Origin of the sequence: Lysobacter capsici (assembly GCF_014779555.2) — a bacterium.
In the GTDB taxonomy this organism is placed as follows: Bacteria; Pseudomonadota; Gammaproteobacteria; order Xanthomonadales; family Xanthomonadaceae; genus Lysobacter; species Lysobacter capsici.
In genome coordinates this window covers 4,806,508-4,821,810 of record NZ_CP094357.1, presented here as the reverse complement: position 1 = coordinate 4,821,810, position 15,303 = coordinate 4,806,508, and the positions used below count along the sequence as shown (strand labels likewise).

The 15,303-nt window shown below is 69.4% G+C and carries 16 protein-coding genes and 1 riboswitch; of the genes, 12 read left to right on the top strand and 4 right to left on the bottom strand.

The window, feature by feature from the left end; translation table 11 throughout:
* Window positions 1-6 precede the first annotated feature (6 nt).
* The 12 genes from nrdR to IEQ11_RS19730 all read left to right on the top strand — a co-directional run bounded on the left by nrdR (window position 7) and on the right by IEQ11_RS19730 (window position 11,041).
* Complete coding sequence (gene nrdR, locus IEQ11_RS19785; protein WP_036104695.1) at window positions 7-525, top strand: transcriptional regulator NrdR; 519 nt, start codon at window positions 7-9, stop codon at window positions 523-525.
* A gap of 10 nt (window positions 526-535) precedes the next feature.
* Window positions 536-1,021: a hypothetical protein gene (locus tag IEQ11_RS19780; RefSeq protein ID WP_228464676.1), complete on the top strand. Its 486-nt coding sequence runs from the start codon at window positions 536-538 to the stop codon at window positions 1,019-1,021.
* Entirely contained in the window at window positions 1,012-1,845 is an 834-nt protein-coding gene (locus IEQ11_RS19775; RefSeq protein ID WP_191822072.1) for a hypothetical protein, read from the top strand. The genes IEQ11_RS19780 and IEQ11_RS19775 overlap by 10 nt, the downstream gene beginning before the upstream one ends.
* A complete protein-coding gene (gene ribD / locus IEQ11_RS19770; protein ID WP_191822071.1) occupies window positions 1,842-2,942 on the top strand; it encodes a bifunctional diaminohydroxyphosphoribosylaminopyrimidine deaminase/5-amino-6-(5-phosphoribosylamino)uracil reductase RibD in 1,101 nt (366 codons plus the stop codon). Before IEQ11_RS19775 ends, ribD begins: the two co-directional genes overlap by 4 nt.
* Before the next feature lie 149 nt (window positions 2,943-3,091).
* Entirely contained in the window at window positions 3,092-3,868 is a 777-nt protein-coding gene (locus IEQ11_RS19765; RefSeq protein ID WP_191822070.1) for a class I SAM-dependent methyltransferase, read from the top strand.
* Window positions 3,869-4,439: 571 nt separating this feature from the next.
* Window positions 4,440-4,611, top strand: a riboswitch (FMN riboswitch).
* Window positions 4,612-4,794: 183 nt separating this feature from the next.
* A complete protein-coding gene (locus IEQ11_RS19760; RefSeq protein WP_046657807.1) occupies window positions 4,795-5,406 on the top strand; it encodes a riboflavin synthase in 612 nt (203 codons plus the stop codon).
* A complete protein-coding gene (ribB, locus tag IEQ11_RS19755) occupies window positions 5,403-6,533 on the top strand; it encodes a 3,4-dihydroxy-2-butanone-4-phosphate synthase (RefSeq protein ID WP_036104663.1) in 1,131 nt (376 codons plus the stop codon). Before IEQ11_RS19760 ends, ribB begins: the two co-directional genes overlap by 4 nt.
* Window positions 6,534-6,604: 71 nt before the next feature.
* Window positions 6,605-7,504 (top strand): phytanoyl-CoA dioxygenase family protein, encoded by a 900-nt coding sequence (locus IEQ11_RS19750; protein WP_191822069.1) that lies wholly within the window; start codon window positions 6,605-6,607, stop codon window positions 7,502-7,504.
* A 3-nt stretch (window positions 7,505-7,507) separates the two neighbouring features.
* On the top strand, window positions 7,508-7,975 hold the full coding sequence (ribH, locus tag IEQ11_RS19745) for a 6,7-dimethyl-8-ribityllumazine synthase (RefSeq protein WP_036104660.1): 468 nt from the start codon (window positions 7,508-7,510) through the stop codon (window positions 7,973-7,975).
* Window positions 7,972-8,433, top strand: coding sequence for a transcription antitermination factor NusB (nusB, locus tag IEQ11_RS19740; protein WP_036104656.1), 462 nt, complete (start codon window positions 7,972-7,974; stop codon window positions 8,431-8,433). The genes ribH and nusB overlap by 4 nt, the downstream gene beginning before the upstream one ends.
* Window positions 8,434-8,512: 79 nt before the next feature.
* Window positions 8,513-9,520: a thiamine-phosphate kinase gene (gene thiL / locus IEQ11_RS19735; RefSeq protein ID WP_191822068.1), complete on the top strand. Its 1,008-nt coding sequence runs from the start codon at window positions 8,513-8,515 to the stop codon at window positions 9,518-9,520.
* Between the two features lie 339 nt (window positions 9,521-9,859).
* Window positions 9,860-11,041 (top strand): hypothetical protein, encoded by a 1,182-nt coding sequence (locus IEQ11_RS19730; RefSeq protein WP_191822067.1) that lies wholly within the window; start codon window positions 9,860-9,862, stop codon window positions 11,039-11,041.
* A 316-nt stretch (window positions 11,042-11,357) separates the two neighbouring features.
* Here the strand turns inward: IEQ11_RS19730 and IEQ11_RS19725 are convergent, their stop codons facing one another.
* From IEQ11_RS19725 to IEQ11_RS19710, 4 genes are all read right to left on the bottom strand, one after another.
* A complete protein-coding gene (locus IEQ11_RS19725; protein ID WP_191822066.1) occupies window positions 11,358-12,758 on the bottom strand; it encodes an FAD-binding oxidoreductase in 1,401 nt (466 codons plus the stop codon).
* Window positions 12,748-13,308: a metal-dependent hydrolase gene (locus tag IEQ11_RS19720; RefSeq protein ID WP_191822065.1), complete on the bottom strand. Its 561-nt coding sequence runs from the start codon at window positions 13,306-13,308 to the stop codon at window positions 12,748-12,750. Before IEQ11_RS19720 ends, IEQ11_RS19725 begins: the two co-directional genes overlap by 11 nt.
* A 167-nt stretch (window positions 13,309-13,475) precedes the next feature.
* The gene (locus IEQ11_RS19715; RefSeq protein WP_191822064.1) at window positions 13,476-13,889 is read right to left on the bottom strand and encodes a YraN family protein; all 414 of its coding nucleotides are present in this window, start codon (window positions 13,887-13,889) and stop codon (window positions 13,476-13,478) included.
* A complete protein-coding gene (locus IEQ11_RS19710; RefSeq protein WP_228464674.1) occupies window positions 13,873-15,267 on the bottom strand; it encodes a penicillin-binding protein activator in 1,395 nt (464 codons plus the stop codon). Before IEQ11_RS19710 ends, IEQ11_RS19715 begins: the two co-directional genes overlap by 17 nt.
* Window positions 15,268-15,303: the final 36 nt, after the last annotated feature.

Sequence of the window (15,303 nt, the reverse complement as noted above, 5' to 3'; positions counted from 1 at the left end):
TAAGACATGCATTGTCCTTTCTGCCAGCACGTGGACACCCGGGTCATCGATTCGCGCGTGTCCGACGACGGCGCGACCATCCGCCGCCGCCGCGTCTGCGAGGCCTGCGGGGAACGTTTCAGCACGATCGAGACGATCGAGCTCAAGCTGCCGGTGATCATCAAGGGCGACGGCCGCCGCGAGGCCTTCGACGCGCGCAAGCTGCGCGGCGGTTTCGACCGCGCGCTGCAGAAACGGCCGGTCTCGGAAGAACAGATCGAATCGGCGGTGCGCGCGGTCGTGCATCAGCTGCGCATGACCGCCGAACGCGAGCTGGCCTCGCGCCGGGTCGGCGAATTCGTCATGGCCGAACTGCGCAAGCTCGACCACGTCGGCTACGTGCGCTTCGCTTCGGTCTACCGCTCGTTCGAGGACGTGGCCGATTTCCGCGAGGAACTCGACCGGCTCGAACGCGATATCCCCGGCGACGGACAGCTGACCTTGCTCGGCGACGACGAGCCGCGGCCGGACAAGAAAAAGCGCTGAGTTCGGCTCGATGGCCACGTCGCGGAAGTTTCTTTATGTGCGTGCCGGCCTGCGCCGGCAGTGGTTCGGCCCGGCTTGGTTGATGCCCATCGTCGTGGCGATGATCGGTTTGCCGCTGTGGTTGGCCGGCGTGTTCGCCTGGGAATTCGCGCGCTGGTGCGTCGTGGGCGTGGCGGTGCTGATCGGCTTGAAGTACTGGCGAGAGCGTCGGCTCGAGGCGCGATACTGGCGCGAATACGAACGCATGCGGCTGTGGTTCGACGACGGATCGCTGTACTTCGCGACCGATGCCGAGCAGTCGAGCGAATCGTTGGCGAAGGTCGTGAGCGTGCATGCTTACACGCGGCGCGGCCGCCTGGTGCGGGTGGTCGTCAATCACCCGGACGGTTCGATCCAACTATTCTTCGGATTGGACGACATGGACGCATTCCTGGCGGAATTTCGCGTGCACGCGCCGCAAGCCAAGCAAGAACGAATGGGCAACCAATGGCTATGAATTTCATCGGCTGCGCGGCGCATTGTTCCCGGCGTGCGCGTTCGGCGATTGCCGGTTCGATCGTCGGCGCCGCGATGCTCGCCGCTCCGGCCGCCTTCGCCTGCGAACCCGCCGATGCGGCATTGGCGGGGCGTTATGCAGCGATCGACAAGTCGGGAAACTCGAATCCGCAGTTGCAGTTGCAGTTGAACCTCGACGGCAGCTTCCGCATGCACGATGTACCGCCGCCGGGACTGGAGGTCGCCGGCTGCTGGCAGCGCATTGGCGACACCGTGGCGCTGGTGGAGGGCTTGGCGATCGGCGGCGAAGGCATCAAGCGCGCGCGGCCCGAGCCGCTGACCCAGGCCGATCTGGACAAGGTGCGCGGCAACGGCATCGACACCATGCAGCAGGCGGTGGACGCGGGCTTGCTGCCGCTCGGACGCGTCTGGGCGAACCAGCCGCGGCGGGCCGGCGAGACGGTGCGGGTCAGCGTGTACGAGCCGCGGGTCGGTCTGGCGGTCGGCGAGGCCAAGGCGATGCTGCGTCTGGCTGATGGCCGGGTGATCGAACAAAGCCCGGTGCCGGGCGACGACGGGCAGTTCGAATTCGCGAGCTTGCCCAAGCGCGCGGTGGTGAAAGCCATCGGCGTGCGTTTCCCCGAGCGGCCCGACCGCATCCGCTGGCTGAGCGTGGAAGATTCGACCAAGTTGCTGTACCTGATCGAATTCGATGCCCGCGCGCTCGGCGCGGCCGAGGGCGGCGGCATGACCCTCACCCGTCAGGCCGACGGCGGCCTGATCTCCGATTTCCCCGACGCCACCCACTTCAAGCGCATGCCATGACCACGACCTTCAGCGCCACCGATCACGCCCACATGGCCCGCGCGTTGCGTCTGGCCGAGAAGGGCGCGTACACGACCAAGCCCAATCCGCTGGTCGGCTGCGTGATCGCGCACGGCGACGACATCGTCGGCGAAGGCTGGCACGAACGCGCCGGTGAGCCGCACGCGGAAGTGCATGCGCTGCGCGCGGCCGGCGATCGCGCGCGCGGCGCCACCGCCTACGTGACCCTGGAACCGTGCGCGCACACCGGCCGCACCGGACCGTGCAGCGAGGCCTTGATCGCCGCCGGCGTGGCGCGCGTGGTCGCGGCGATGCGCGATCCGTTTCCGCAGGTCGACGGCGCCGGTTTCGCGAAATTGCAGGCGGCCGGCATCGCGGTCGAAAGCGGTTTGATGGAAACCCAGGCGCGCGCGCTCAATCGCGGTTTTCTGTCGCGGATCGAACGCGGTCGGCCGTGGCTGCGGGTCAAGCTGGCGTCGAGTCTGGACGGACGCAGCGCGATGGCCAGCGGCGAATCCAAGTGGATCAGCGGCGAGGCCTCGCGTCTGGACGTGCAGCACTGGCGCGCGCGCAGCGGCGCGATTGTGACCGGCGCCGGCACCGTGCTCGCCGACGATCCCTCGCTGACCGTGCGTCTGGGCGACGACACCGCGTTCGTCGCGCCGCTGCGGGTGGTGCTCGATCCGGGCCTGGCCACGGTCGCGCGCGGCCGCGTGCGCGAGGGCGATGCGCCGACCCTGTACCTGCATGCGCCCGACGCCAAGCCGCCGCGCGATTTCGACGCCGCGCACGTGGCGGTGCCGATGATCGAGGGCCGGATGGATCTGAGCGCGGTGCTCAGGCTGCTGGCCGAACGCGGCGTCAACGAAATCCAGCTCGAAGCCGGCGCGACCCTGGCCGGCGCGTTTCTGGCCCAGGGGCTGGTCGACGAAGTGCTGCTGTATGTCGCGCCGGTGTTGCTGGGCGAGAACGCGCGGCCGTTGTTCGGCGGTCTGGGCATCGAGGCGATGACCAGCAAACTGCAGTTGGACCTGATCGATGTGCGCCGGCTCGGCGAGGATACGCGGGTGTTGTTGCAGCCTCGAAAGCAGGAGTGAGTGCACAGGAGTGAGTAGGGTGTTCGTCGGCTGCTTGCGGTCCTGACTTGCGCTTCGCGGTCGACTCGGCTCATGCCAAGCGCACCTACGCCCATTCGCTCCGCTCTGACTCGTTCCTCACTACCTCTCCACTCATTCTTCCCTCGCCTATGAGCCAGAACGCCTTCAAGGATCACTTCTCCGCGATCGCCGGTGCCTACGCCGCGGCGCGTCCGGAATATCCCGACGCGCTGTTCGACGTGATCGCCGCGCATGTGCCGGCCGATGCGACGGTGTGGGAGCCCGGCTGCGGCAGCGGCCAGGCCACGCGCGGGCTCGCGGCGCGGTTCGAGCGGGTGCATGCGAGCGACCCCAGCGTCAAACAGCTCGAGCAGCATTGGGCGCACGAGGCCTCGCTGCGCGGCGAAGGTCGGGTCAATCTGAGCGTCGCTCCGGGCGAACGCACCGATCTGGCCGATGCCAGCGTGCAGCTGATCGCGGTCGCGCAGGCCCTGCACTGGTTCGAACGCGAACGCTTCTTCGCCGAATGCGAGCGCGTGCTCGCGCCCGGCGGGGTGCTGGCGGTATGGGCCTACGGCGATTTCCTGCCACCGCCGGGGATGGAGGTCGCGGTGGCCGATTTCCGCTCCCGCATCGACGAGTTCTGGCAGCGCGAGAATCACGAGATCCGCGCCGGATATCCCGATTACCAATGGCCGTTCGAAGCCGTGCCGGCGCCGCCGCTGTGGTTGACGGCGCATTGGGGCCTGGGGCGTTTTCTGGGCTATCTGAACAGTCTGTCCGCGACCGACCGCTGCCGCGCCGCGACCGGCGACGACCCGGTCGCGCTGAACCGCCCGGCGCTGTCGCAGGCCTGGGGCATGGCCGAGGACATGCGGACGATCGAGTGGCCGTTGATGCTGCATTTGCGGCGCAAGGCGGGTTGAAGGGTGGTTCCTGGCGGTGAGGTAGGTAGCGATAGGTGGCGCGTGACGCTACTTCAGCGTCAGCCCATCGAGCCCTCGCTTGGGACCGGGATCAGGATCAGGACGTCACCTTCAGCACGTCATCCCCGCGAAGGCGGGGATCCAGAGACTTCAGCGTCATCCCGCCAGAACGTCATTAGCCTTCAGCGTCATCCTTCCAGATCGTCATTCCCGCGAACGCGGGAATCCAGTGACTTCAAGCGTTCTCGCACGAAAGTCGCTGGATGTTCGGCTCCGCCGAAGTGAAGCGGAGCCCGCGTTCGCGGGAATGACGAGCGAAAGCAACACCGGACGCCTTGTTGGGTTTGCGACCTTCGGCGATTTCTGGGTGCAACTCCCAAAACCCAAAACCCAAAACCCAAAACCTCGAACTTTGAACCTCGACCTTCGACCTTCGACCTCCTAGTCCGAACCCCAATCCCCACTCCCCCCACCCACAGAACAAACCATCCACCCGTTTCCCATCCCAAGACCCCAGCCACCCATCCCCCGGGTGGTAAACTGCGCCCCGCCGGTTCGCCGGCACCACCAGTAACGTCTTCAGGGCGGGGCGAAACTCCCCACCGGCGGTAGGCGCGGCAACGCGCGAGCCCGCGAGCGCCTTGCGCGCGGCAGCCGAATCTCGGCCGCCGCCCACGCAAGGGTCAGCAGATCCGGTCCAATGCCGGAGCCGACGGTCACAGTCCGGATGAAAGAAGACGGCTACGCGCGAGCCCACCGCGAGGATGGGCGAGACGACTCCCGCGGCCCGGCCGCGCGTCGTGCGTTGTCTTCAAAGCCTTGAGGCGTTTTTCGCTCACTTCTTGCGGGAAACGTTTCATGACCCAGTTCAATCGCAACACCGGCGCGGCCTTGCGCCGCCGCGGTCTCCGTCCGGAGGTCCGCTGATGTTCACCGGCATCATCGAAGGCGTCGGCAGCATCGCCGACAAGCACGATCTCGGCGGCGACGTGCGGTTGCGCATCGCCACCGGCAGCCTCGATTTCACCGATCCCAAGCTCGGCGAAAGCATCGCGGTCAACGGCGTGTGCCTGACCGTGATCGAATTCGGCGCCGATTGGTTCGACGCGGATGCGTCCAACGAAACCCTGTCGCTGACCACGCTCGGCGCGCTGGGGCCCGCCGCGCGGGTCAACCTGGAGCGCGCGATGCGGCCCAGCGACCGGCTCGGCGGGCACATGGTCAGCGGCCATGTCGACGGCGTCGGCGCGGTGCTGTCGATCCACGACGACGCGCGCGCGCAGCGCTGGCGTTTCAAGGCGCCGGCGCCGCTGCTGCGCTATATCGCCAAGAAAGGCTCGATCTGCGTCGACGGGGTCAGCCTCACGGTCAACGAGGTCGACGCGGAGGGTTTCGAGGTCGCGTTGATTCCGCACACGGTGCACAACACCGCGTTCGCGCAGACCGGCATCGGCGACGCGATCAATCTGGAAATCGACTTGGTCGCCCGTTATGTCGAGCGTCTGCTCGGCGAGCGTCACACCGGAGGTGCGGCATGAGTTTCGCGAGCGTTCCCGAACTGCTGGAGGAAATCCGCGCCGGCCGCATGGTGGTGATCGTCGACGACGAAGACCGCGAGAACGAAGGCGACCTGATCATGGCCGCCGAACTGGTGCGTCCGGCCGACATCAACTTCATGGTCACCCACGCGCGCGGGCTGGTGTGCCTGTCGCTGATGCGCGAGCGCTGTTTCCAGCTCGGCCTGGGGCCGATGGTGCGCGACAACACCTCGCCGCACCACACCAACTTCACCGTCAGCATCGAAGCGGCCGAAGGCGTCACCACCGGCATCTCGGCCTACGATCGCGCCCACACCGTGCGCACCGCGGTGCGGCCCGACGCCAAGCCGTCGGACCTGGCCCAGCCCGGCCACATCTTCCCGCTGATGTCGCAGCCCGGCGGCGTGCTCAGCCGCGCCGGCCACACCGAAGCGGCGAGCGATCTGGCCCTGTTGGCCGGCCTGGAACCGGCCGGCGTGCTGGTCGAGGTGCTCAATGCCGACGGCAGCATGGCGCGGCGTCCCGAACTCGAAGCGTTCGCGGCCGAACACGGCTTGAAGATCGGTTCGATCGAGGAACTGATCCGCTATCGCCTGGCCACCGAGCACACCATCGAGCGGGTCGACGAGCGCCAGATCGAGACCGAGCACGGCCCGTTCCAGTTGCTGAGCTATCGCGACCGCCTGACCCACGCGCTGCATTTCGCGATGGTGCGCGGTCAGGCCGACGCGCAGATCCCGACCCTGGTGCGCGTGCACGTGCTCAATCCGCTGGCCGACGCGCTGCATTGGCGCCGGCCGGACTTCGGCCCGGCGGTCGGCGACGTGCTCGCCGCGATCGCGCGCGAAGGCCGCGGCGCCTTGGTATTGCTGGCCGACCACGCCGATGCCGATGCGCTGCTGGCGCGGGTGCGCGGCGGAACCCAGGGTCACGACGCGGCCGAGCACGCCGACAGCGAGCCGCCGAGCGAGTCCAGCGGCCGGCAGGCCCTGGTCGAGTGGCGCAGGAACGGTGCCGGCGGACAAATCCTTGCCGACCTGGGTCTGGGCAAGTTGCGTGTCATGGGGACACCACGCAGGCAGATCGGCCTGGGCGGCTTCGGTCTGGAGGTCGTCGAGTACGTTTGAAGGCCCCGGACGGGCGGGTAGACTGCCCGCCGACCCGCCCTCCGGCGCCGCCGCAAGTTCGTACCGATCCGATGAAATTCCCCTGGAAATGGCTGCGTCCGCGCGGCGCGGACGCCGCATCTCCATTGACCGCCGCGATGCGCGAATGCTGGGATCGGGACGGCTTGCTGGTCCTGCCGGGTTTCTACAGCCCGGCCGAGGTGGACGACGCCGAGGCGTCGCTGCGCGAGGCCTGGGCGCAGGGGGCGCCGCGGATCGTGGTCGACGACCTGGTCACCGGCGAGCGCCTGCCGCTGGCGCGGGTGAGCGAGCAGGCGCGGCGCGAGCACCGCTTCAAGGTCAGCGACCTCTACCTGGAGCGCGAGGCCGTGCGCCGCCTGGCGCTGAACGAGCGCATCACCCCGATCGTGGCGGCCCTGCTCGGCCAGCCGCCGGTGCTGTGCAACTCGCTGAGCTTCGAACAGGGCAGCGCCCAGCCCGATCACGTCGATTCGCTGTACATGACCCCGCGCTCGCCGCACCACCTGGTCGCGATCTGGGTGGCGCTGGAGGACACCCATCCGGACGCCGGTCCGTTGCGCTACTACCCCGGCAGCCATAAAATTCCGCAGTACGTCTTCAGCAACGGCAGCCACCATTTCATTCAGGATGAAATGCCGTTGTGGGACAGGCACATGCGGGCGCAGGTCGAGGCCCTCAAGCTGCAACCCGAGGTGTTCCTGGCCCGCAAGGGCGACGTGTTCGTCTGGAGCGCCTATCTTCTGCACGGTGGCAGCGATATCCGCGATCCGGCCCGCACGCGCAAGAGCGTCGTGTTCCACTACCTGTCCAAGCAGGACTGTCTTGCCCATCGACTCGCCCTGGCGCCGGAAGGTCCAGGTTTCTGGCTCTACCGGCAGCATCCCGCCGTGCCAGGCGAGGACGATCCGGCCTGGCCGCCCTTGCCAGCCACTCCGCTCATAAGGCCGTAATCCATGCCCCATTACGAAGGCGATCTGCGCAGCCCCCCGGGCGCGCGCTACGCCATCATCGCCAGCCGCTGGAACCCGCGCATCACCGACACCCTGGTGGCCGGCGCGCGCAAGACCTTCGCCGAACACGGCGTCGCCGAGGACGCCATCGACGTGATCCGCGTCCCCGGCGCCTGGGAACTGCCGGTCGTCGCCCGCCGCCTGGCCGTGGCCGGCCGTCACGCGGCGGTGGTCGCGCTGGGCTGCGTCGTGCGCGGCGACACCCGCCATTACGAACAAGTCGCCGACGGCTGCTCCGACGGCCTGATGCGGGTCTCGCTCGATCACGGCCTGGCGATCGCCAACGGCGTGCTCGCGGTCGAGCGCCACGAAGACGCCGAGGCCCGCGCAGGCGGCAGCCACGGCAACAAGGGCGAGGAAGCCGCGCAGGCCGCCTTGGAAATGAGCCATTTGCTGGGACAACTGCCATGACCCGTCGCCGTCAGGATGGAATCGACCCGGTCGCGCGTTCGCGCGCCCGCCGCCGCGCGCTGCAGGCCGTGTACGCCTGGCAGATGTCCGGCTCCAAGGTCAACGACGTGATCGCCCAGTTCGCCCACGAACAGGCCCACGAAGTCGCCGACCTGGAGTACTTCGAAGACCTCGTGCGCGGTGTCGACAAGCACCAGGACGAACTCGATACCGCGCTCGCGCCGTTTCTGGATCGCGACATCGAGCAGGTCGATCCGATCGAGCGCGCGACCCTGCGCATCGCCGCCTATGAACTGCGCCTGCGTCCGGACGTGCCGTACCGCGTGGTGATCAACGAGGCGATCGAGACGGTCAAGCGCTTCGGCGCCGAGCACGGCCACACCTACGTCAACGGCGTGCTCGACCATGCCGCGGCGGACTGGCGCGCGGTCGAATTCGGCGCGTCGAAGAAGAAGTGATCCGGCCGCGTCGCGCCCGCGCGCGACGCGATCGACGCCTGCTTGCGCCGAGGGTCCCGCCAGCGATGATGCCGCCGCGATGAGCGCCGCCGAATTCGACCTGATCGCGCGCATCCGCGCGCGCGTGGGCACCCGCGACGACGTAGTGCTCGGCATCGGCGACGACGCCGCGCTGCTGCGACCGCCGGCCGGTATGCAACTGGCGGTCGCCACCGACACGCTCAACAGCGGCGTGCATTTCTTCGAAGACGCCGCGCCGGCCGATATCGGCTGGAAATCGCTGGCGGTGAATCTGTCCGACCTCGCCGCGATGGGCGCGTTGCCGGCGTGGGCCACGTTGTCCCTGTCGCTGCCGGCGCAGCCGGGCGATGCGATGCAGGCCTTCGTCGACGGCTTTCTCGACGGCTTTGTGCCACTGGCCGCGCAACACCGCGTTGCCCTCGTCGGCGGCGATACCACGCGCGGGCCGTTGTCGGTCTGCGTGACCGCGATGGGTTTCGTCGAGGCCGGTGCCGCGTTGCGGCGCGATGCCGCGCGAGTCGGCGACGAGGTCTGGATCACCGGCACGCCCGGCGATGCCGCCGCCGCGCTCGCCCTGGCCGGCGTCGCGCCGTACCGCGATGCGGAGGTACGCCGTTGCGTCGGCGATCCGCTGACCGATCACGCGCGTTTGTTCGAACGCCTGCAACGGCCGACGCCGCGCGTCGCCGCGGGCCGCGCGCTGGGGCCGCTCGCGCATGCCTGCATCGATGTGTCCGATGGCCTGCTCGCCGATCTGGGGCATGTCTGCGCGGCATCGAAGGTCGGCGCGCGCATTGACGCGGCCGTGCTGCCGGTATCGCCCGCGCTCGCGGCCGCCTGCGAAGGCGAAGCGCGCTGGTCGCTGCAGCTGGGCGGCGGCGACGATTACGAACTGTGCTTCACCGCCGCGCCGTCGCGGCGCGATGCGATCGCTTCGGCCTTGCGCGCGGTCGATACGCCGGCCTGCGTGATCGGCTGGATCGAGGCCGAGCCGGGTGTGCGGGTGCGGCGGGCGGATGGTTCGCCGTGGACGCCGCCGCGACGTGGGTACCAGCACTTCGGCTGAGCCGTCATCCGCGGCTTCGGCTGCGAGAGCGTCACGTAGTTTCTCAGGGGCTTCAACCCCGACGTCTTGCGTTCTGACGAAACGATCCGACCGAAAAATATGGGGCTGAAGTCCCCAAAAAAGACCGGTCGGCTTCGCGTCGAGAACTTGCGCTCGCGCGAACGCGAAACGACGCGATTGCGCGCGACCACCCCTGCCATCAGTTGGGTCGAGTCATCGCGAAAGTTCAGACCGCTTTCATTGCGCCGATGCGAGCCTGATTCGACTTCCCCATCGCCTGCCGTCATGCGCCCAGCCGCGTCGATCCCCGCTTGTTTCCATCGGCGCCGCATGAGCCGCATGAGCCGCGTGGCCATCGCTTGTGTTGTCGCCGCTGTCGGATTGAGCGGTTGCGGCCCGATGCGTTCGTTGGTCGGGATCAATACCGTGCATCTGGGCGAGGCGCAGGTCAGCGCGATGCAGGTCGACATCGGCCCGGGCATCGCCACCATCTGCCCGCGCCAGCCGGTGCAGATGCATGCGACGGTGACCGCGCAACTGCCGCGCGAAGCGGCGCCGTCGAGCTACGAAACCTGGCGCGGCGGCAACGGCACGCGCCGCAACGGCATGCTGGATTTCCGCAACTTCGCCTTCGCCAGCGCGCAGGGCCGGTTCGACGAACTGGGTTGGTTCGCGCCCGATCCCGATGTGCTGGCGACCGTCGACAGCGGTTTCGCGATCAGCGCGCAGCTGCTGCATCCGCGCGCGCAACTGGCGCAGACCCTGCATTACGACCCGGATTATCGCTGCATCGTCAGCGTGGGCGCGCCCGGCGGGCCGGGCGCGGACGGGCCCGATGGCGCCAGCGGATACAGCGGCAGCGATGGCCGCAACGGCTTCGACGGCCAGGACGGCGGCGACGGCGCGCGCGGCGGCGATGGCGCGCCGGGCGGCAACGGCTTCAACGGCCCGCATCTGCGCATGTACGCCACGTATGCGAGCACGCGGCTGTATCCGAAGCTGATCGCGGTGCGGGTGCTCGGCGATATCGAAGACCTCGTGCTCGCGCCGGCCGATCGTCCGCTGACCTTGATCGCCAGCGGCGGCCGCGGCGGCGCGGGCGGCGATGGTGGAAGCGGCGGCAGTGGCGGCGAAGGCGGTCGCGGCGAAGGCGGCAAGGAGCGCGCGGGATACGGCGGCGATGGCGGCCATGGTGGCGACGGCGGCTTCGGCGGGCCGGGCGGCATCGGCGGCGACGGCGGCCGTATCGAACTGGTGTACGACCGGCGTTATCCGGAACTCGCGCAGCTGCTGCGGTTCGACGTCTCGGGCGGTTCCGCGGGACCGGGCGGCGGTGGCGGCAGTGCCGGCTCGCGCGGCGATGGCGGCAGCGGCGGCGCGGGTTCGGGTCGCGACGGGTATTCGGGCAATTACGGCGGCTCGGCGCCCGACGGCGGCTTCGGCCGTCCCGGCGATGCGCAGATGACGGTCGGCGAGGTGTCGGCGTATTTCCGCGATTTGCCGGGTGTGCGGATGCTTTGAGTCGGGCGAGGCGGCATGCCTTGGATGCGGCTACTCAGGCCCGAGCGGTCGGTGTCGAAGTGCTCCCCCTTTGAAAAAGGGGGGCAGGGGGGATTTGCTCTTGCTCTACGCCGTATTGCCCAAAGCAAAGTCAAAAGCTCAAATCCCCCGCGTCTGCTGCGCAGACGCTGCCCCCTTTTCTAAAGTGGGCAAAAGCAGATGCGCTGCTTCGTGGGGATGCGCGCGCTGCGGCGAGTTACGGCGATACGCTCGTGCGGCGGCGGTTCACGACCAGTCTCGTCGCCTTACTCGCCCGGCAGCAACAAGTCACTCCACTTCACTCGTCCGGCAGCAATTTGCCTGGGTTGAGAATGCCGTCGGGATCGAACACCGTCTTGAGCTGACGCATGACCGCCAAGGTCTGCGCGCCCACCGCCTGCGGCATGAAATCGCGTTTGGCCAGGCCGATGCCGTGTTCGCCCGACAAGGTGCCGCCCAATGACAGCGCGAGTTCGAACACGTGGCCCATCGCGGCATGCGCGCGTTCGTTCTGCGACGCGTCGGCGGGGTCGTAGAGCAGGTTGACGTGCAGGTTGCCGTTGCCGGCGTGGCCGAAGCACACGATCGGCAGGGCGGCAGCGCGCGACAGCGCCTGCACGCCGTCAACCAGTTCGGGGATGCGCGACACCGGCACCACCACGTCTTCGTTGATCTTGCCCGGCGCCAGCGTGCGCAGCGACGGCGACAGCGCCTTGCGCGCGGCCCAGAGTTTTTCCCGCGCGGCTTCGTCGGCGGCATCGTCGAGCGAGAGCAGGCCGTCGCCGGACGCCGCGCGTTTCAGCGCCTGGATCGCAAACGGCAAGGTCTGCGCGTCGCCGTCGGCTTCGATCATCAGCAAGGCGCCGGCCTCGTGCGGCAGATCGGCGCCGCCGACATCGCGCGCCAGCCGCACCGCGTCCCCGTCCATGAATTCCAGCATCGACGGCGTCACCGGCTGCGCCATCAGCCGCGCGACCGCGTGCGCGGCGGTGGAGACATCGCGATAGGTCGCGCGCAAGGCCGCGCGCGCCGGCGCGGTCGGGGTCAGGCGCAGGCTGGCTTCGACGATCAGCGCGAGTGTGCCTTCGCTGCCGACCAGGAGCCGATGCAGGTCGTACCCGGTCGAACCCTTGGTCGTGGCCGTGCCGCACACGATCAACTCGCCCGCGCCGGTCACCGCCGTCAGCGCGAGCACGTTGTCGCGACTGGCGCCGTACTTCACCGCGCGCGGGCCGCCCGCGTTGCAGGCCAGATTGCCGCCGACCGTGCTGAACGCGGCGCTGGTCGGGTCGGGCGGCCAGAACAGGCCGTGCGCTTTGAGCGCGGTCTGCAGATCGCCGTTGAGCACGCCGGGTTCGACGATCGCGCAACGATCGCCGGGGCGGATCTCGACGATCCGGTTCATGCGTTCGAACGACACCACCACGCCGCCGGCGATCGGCACCGACGCGCCGGTGGTGTTGGTGCCGCGGCCGCGCGCGACCAGCGGCACGCGATGGCGCCGGCACGCGCGCACCAGCGCCAGCACTTGCTCGCGCGACTGCGGCAGCGCGACCGCGTCGGGCAGCGATTGCCGGCGCGAGTTGTCGTAGGCATAGGCGAGCCGTTCGCCCGGATCGGTCAGCCAGCCGGCGCCGAACAGCGGCGCCATTTCCTGGTGCAGCGCAGGCGGCAGGCCGGTGGCGAACTCAGTGCGCATCGCGGCTCACCGCGCGCGATCCGCGCCGCGTGCTCATGCGGCGCAGCAATGCGCCGACCGCGCCGAGCGCGAGCGCCGGCATCGCCACCCAGCGCGCTTCCGACAGCAGCACTTCGACCCCGCGCGCGCTGAAGAAGCGCGCGCCGATCGGCGAGACCTCGATCGGCCGCCACGGCGCGAAGATGCGCGCGTCCGACCACGGCCAGTACAAGGCGACGCCGAGGCCGCCGTCGGTCAGGGCATCGAGCAAGGGATGCGAGGCGGCGCAGACGAACAGCCACAGCGCGGCGCGCCAAGGCGGCACGCGCAGCCAGCGCGCGAAGACCGCGCCGAATGCGGCGACCGCCGCGGCGAAGACGAACGAATGGCTGGCGCCGCGATGGCCGAAGTCGTCGGCATAGGCGATGCCGAGCTTGAAGGCGACCACGTCGGCATCGGGCAGCATCGCGGCGAGCGCGCCGGCCACGAGCAGCCGCGGCGGAATGGTGCGCGATCCGAGCGCCCATCCCAGGGCGAGCGGAACCACGGCATGGGTCATTACGGTAGGCATGCGCCCATGGTATCGCCGCAAGCCGCCGGTCGCGCGCTGACTTGCGTCGGCGACATAAGCCCGATCGCCGCGATAGGTCGTGTGTTTTGTGGGATGGGCTTCAGCGCCGACGCTTTCGATCCGGTCGGCGCGGCCGATCGCGCGAACTCGCCGTCGCGTTGCGCGAGCTAGATATCGTCGGCGCGAAACGCATCGCGCAACCAGTTCAAGCCCGGTTGCGCCGGATCGCCATCGGCTTCGATCACGTCGAACCGGCAGGGGCTGTCGGCGTAACCCGGATGGGCGAGCAGGAAAGCCTGCGCGGCGAGCACCAGTTTGCGCCGCTTGCGCAGATCGACCGAGGCCGCGCCGCCGCCGAAGCGGTCGCTGCGCCGATAGCGCACTTCGACGAAGACGACGGTCGCGCCGTCGCGCATCACCAGATCGAGTTCGCCGAAGCGGTAGTTGGCATTCGCGGCGATCTCGCGCAGGCCGTGTTCGAGCAGATGGGCGCGCGCGGCGGCTTCGACCGCGGCGCCGCGGCTGCGGCGGTCCGACGCGCGCGACGCCGGACCGTTGCGCGGATCAGCGGCGCGCGGCATCCGCCAGCGGCACCGGCACGCCGCTGCTGAAGGTCGACCACGCCGGGGTGCGCAGCACCGAGCCGCCGCCGTCGATGCGCAGCACGCCGGTGGCGCCGTTGATGAACGCATCCGGGCGCGTGGCTAGGCGTTCCAGATAGGCCGACAGCTGCCAGGCGTCGTAGCCGAACGCGAACAGGCGTGCCGCGCCCGGGCCGCGCGCGGTCGGCAGGGTCTGAGCGACGCCCACCGCCGGCGGCAGGCCGCGGATGCCGCCGCTGGTCCACGATTCCGACGGGAACGCGAGGCCGTCGAGCACGCGGTCCTGCTCCGGCTTGCCGGTGCCCGACAGCAGTTGCGAGGTCGCCACCCGCGGCTTGTCGGACAGACCGACGATCGCCAGCTTGGGAATCAGGGTGCGCGCCGCGCTGCCCTTGACCGCCAGGAACACCGCGTCGACGCCGCCGGGCTTGGCCACGAACGGGCCGAGGTCGGCGGTGCCTTCGCCGATGGTGTCGCTGATCTGCGCGCCGCGCGCGGCCAGGCGCTCCTTGAGCGCGGCGATCGCGCGGCGCTGGCCGTCGTCGCTGCCGCCGATCGCGAGCACGCGCTTGGCGCCGCGTTCGAGCAGGTAATCGGCCGCGGCGATGCCTTCGTCCTCGGGCGTCAGCGAGAAGCTGACGTTGCCGCTGGGCGGAGCGACGTTGCCGCGGTTGAGCGCGAGCACCGGCACCGGCAGGGTGCCCTTGGCGAACACCGCGCTGACTTCGTCGCGGCCGAGCGGGCCGATCACGAAGTCGTTGCCGTCGGCGACCGCCTTGTCGTACGCGGCCACCGCGCCGGCGGCGTTGCTGCCGGTGTCGTAGAAAAGAATGTCGGGGCGGCGCCGGCTTTCGCCGTAGTACGCCGTGCTCAGGCCGTCGCGCACCGAGGCGCCGGCGACCGCGGAGGCGCCGGTAGCCGGCAGCAGCACCGCCAGTTTCACCGGCGGGCGGTAGCCGTCGGCTTCGGCCGGCGGACGCTGGCCGGCGTTGAAGTTCCAGTCGGAGCTGCGGTCGAACGGGCGCGGCAGCGGCAGGCCGCGCTGCATCATCACCTTGCCCATGAAGTTGTAGAGCGGATCGCCGGCCGGCAAGGCGGCGGCTTCGCGGCTCAGGGTGGCGTCGTCGAGCTGGCCGAGCAGGCGATTGATCTGCTGTTCGTTGTCGCTGCGCGCCGCGCCGCTCAAACCGGCGTGCTCGCGCGCGAGGTGCCCGGCCTGGGCGATCAGCGGATTGGAGGCGTTGGTCGCGGCGGTCGGGCGGGTTTCGACGCTGGCGCAGCCGCCGAGCACCGCGGTCGCCGCCAACAGGCCGATGAACGTCCATGTCAAAGCGGGCCGGTTTTTCTTATGAGTCATCGGCTTGCATTCGCCGCGCAGCGGCGTTCCTGTGGG

Excerpts from the sequence above, each read along its gene's own strand:
- nrdR (WP_036104695.1), top strand. The coding sequence starts at position 7 with ATGCATTGTCCTTTCTGCCAGCACGTGGACACCCGGGTCATCGATTCG.
- IEQ11_RS19780 (WP_228464676.1), top strand. The coding sequence starts at position 536 with ATGGCCACGTCGCGGAAGTTTCTTTATGTGCGTGCCGGCCTGCGCCGG.
- IEQ11_RS19775 (WP_191822072.1), top strand. The coding sequence starts at position 1,012 with ATGGCTATGAATTTCATCGGCTGCGCGGCGCATTGTTCCCGGCGTGCG.
- ribD (WP_191822071.1), top strand. The coding sequence starts at position 1,842 with ATGACCACGACCTTCAGCGCCACCGATCACGCCCACATGGCCCGCGCG.
- IEQ11_RS19765 (WP_191822070.1), top strand. The coding sequence starts at position 3,092 with ATGAGCCAGAACGCCTTCAAGGATCACTTCTCCGCGATCGCCGGTGCC.
- IEQ11_RS19760 (WP_046657807.1), top strand. The coding sequence starts at position 4,795 with ATGTTCACCGGCATCATCGAAGGCGTCGGCAGCATCGCCGACAAGCAC.
- ribB (WP_036104663.1), top strand. The coding sequence starts at position 5,403 with ATGAGTTTCGCGAGCGTTCCCGAACTGCTGGAGGAAATCCGCGCCGGC.
- IEQ11_RS19750 (WP_191822069.1), top strand. The coding sequence starts at position 6,605 with ATGAAATTCCCCTGGAAATGGCTGCGTCCGCGCGGCGCGGACGCCGCA.
- ribH (WP_036104660.1), top strand. The coding sequence starts at position 7,508 with ATGCCCCATTACGAAGGCGATCTGCGCAGCCCCCCGGGCGCGCGCTAC.
- nusB (WP_036104656.1), top strand. The coding sequence starts at position 7,972 with ATGACCCGTCGCCGTCAGGATGGAATCGACCCGGTCGCGCGTTCGCGC.
- thiL (WP_191822068.1), top strand. The coding sequence starts at position 8,513 with ATGAGCGCCGCCGAATTCGACCTGATCGCGCGCATCCGCGCGCGCGTG.
- IEQ11_RS19730 (WP_191822067.1), top strand. The coding sequence starts at position 9,860 with ATGAGCCGCGTGGCCATCGCTTGTGTTGTCGCCGCTGTCGGATTGAGC.
- IEQ11_RS19725 (WP_191822066.1), bottom strand. The coding sequence starts at position 12,758 with ATGCGCACTGAGTTCGCCACCGGCCTGCCGCCTGCGCTGCACCAGGAA.
- IEQ11_RS19720 (WP_191822065.1), bottom strand. The coding sequence starts at position 13,308 with ATGCCTACCGTAATGACCCATGCCGTGGTTCCGCTCGCCCTGGGATGG.
- IEQ11_RS19715 (WP_191822064.1), bottom strand. The coding sequence starts at position 13,889 with ATGCCGCGCGCCGCTGATCCGCGCAACGGTCCGGCGTCGCGCGCGTCG.
- IEQ11_RS19710 (WP_228464674.1), bottom strand. The coding sequence starts at position 15,267 with ATGACTCATAAGAAAAACCGGCCCGCTTTGACATGGACGTTCATCGGC.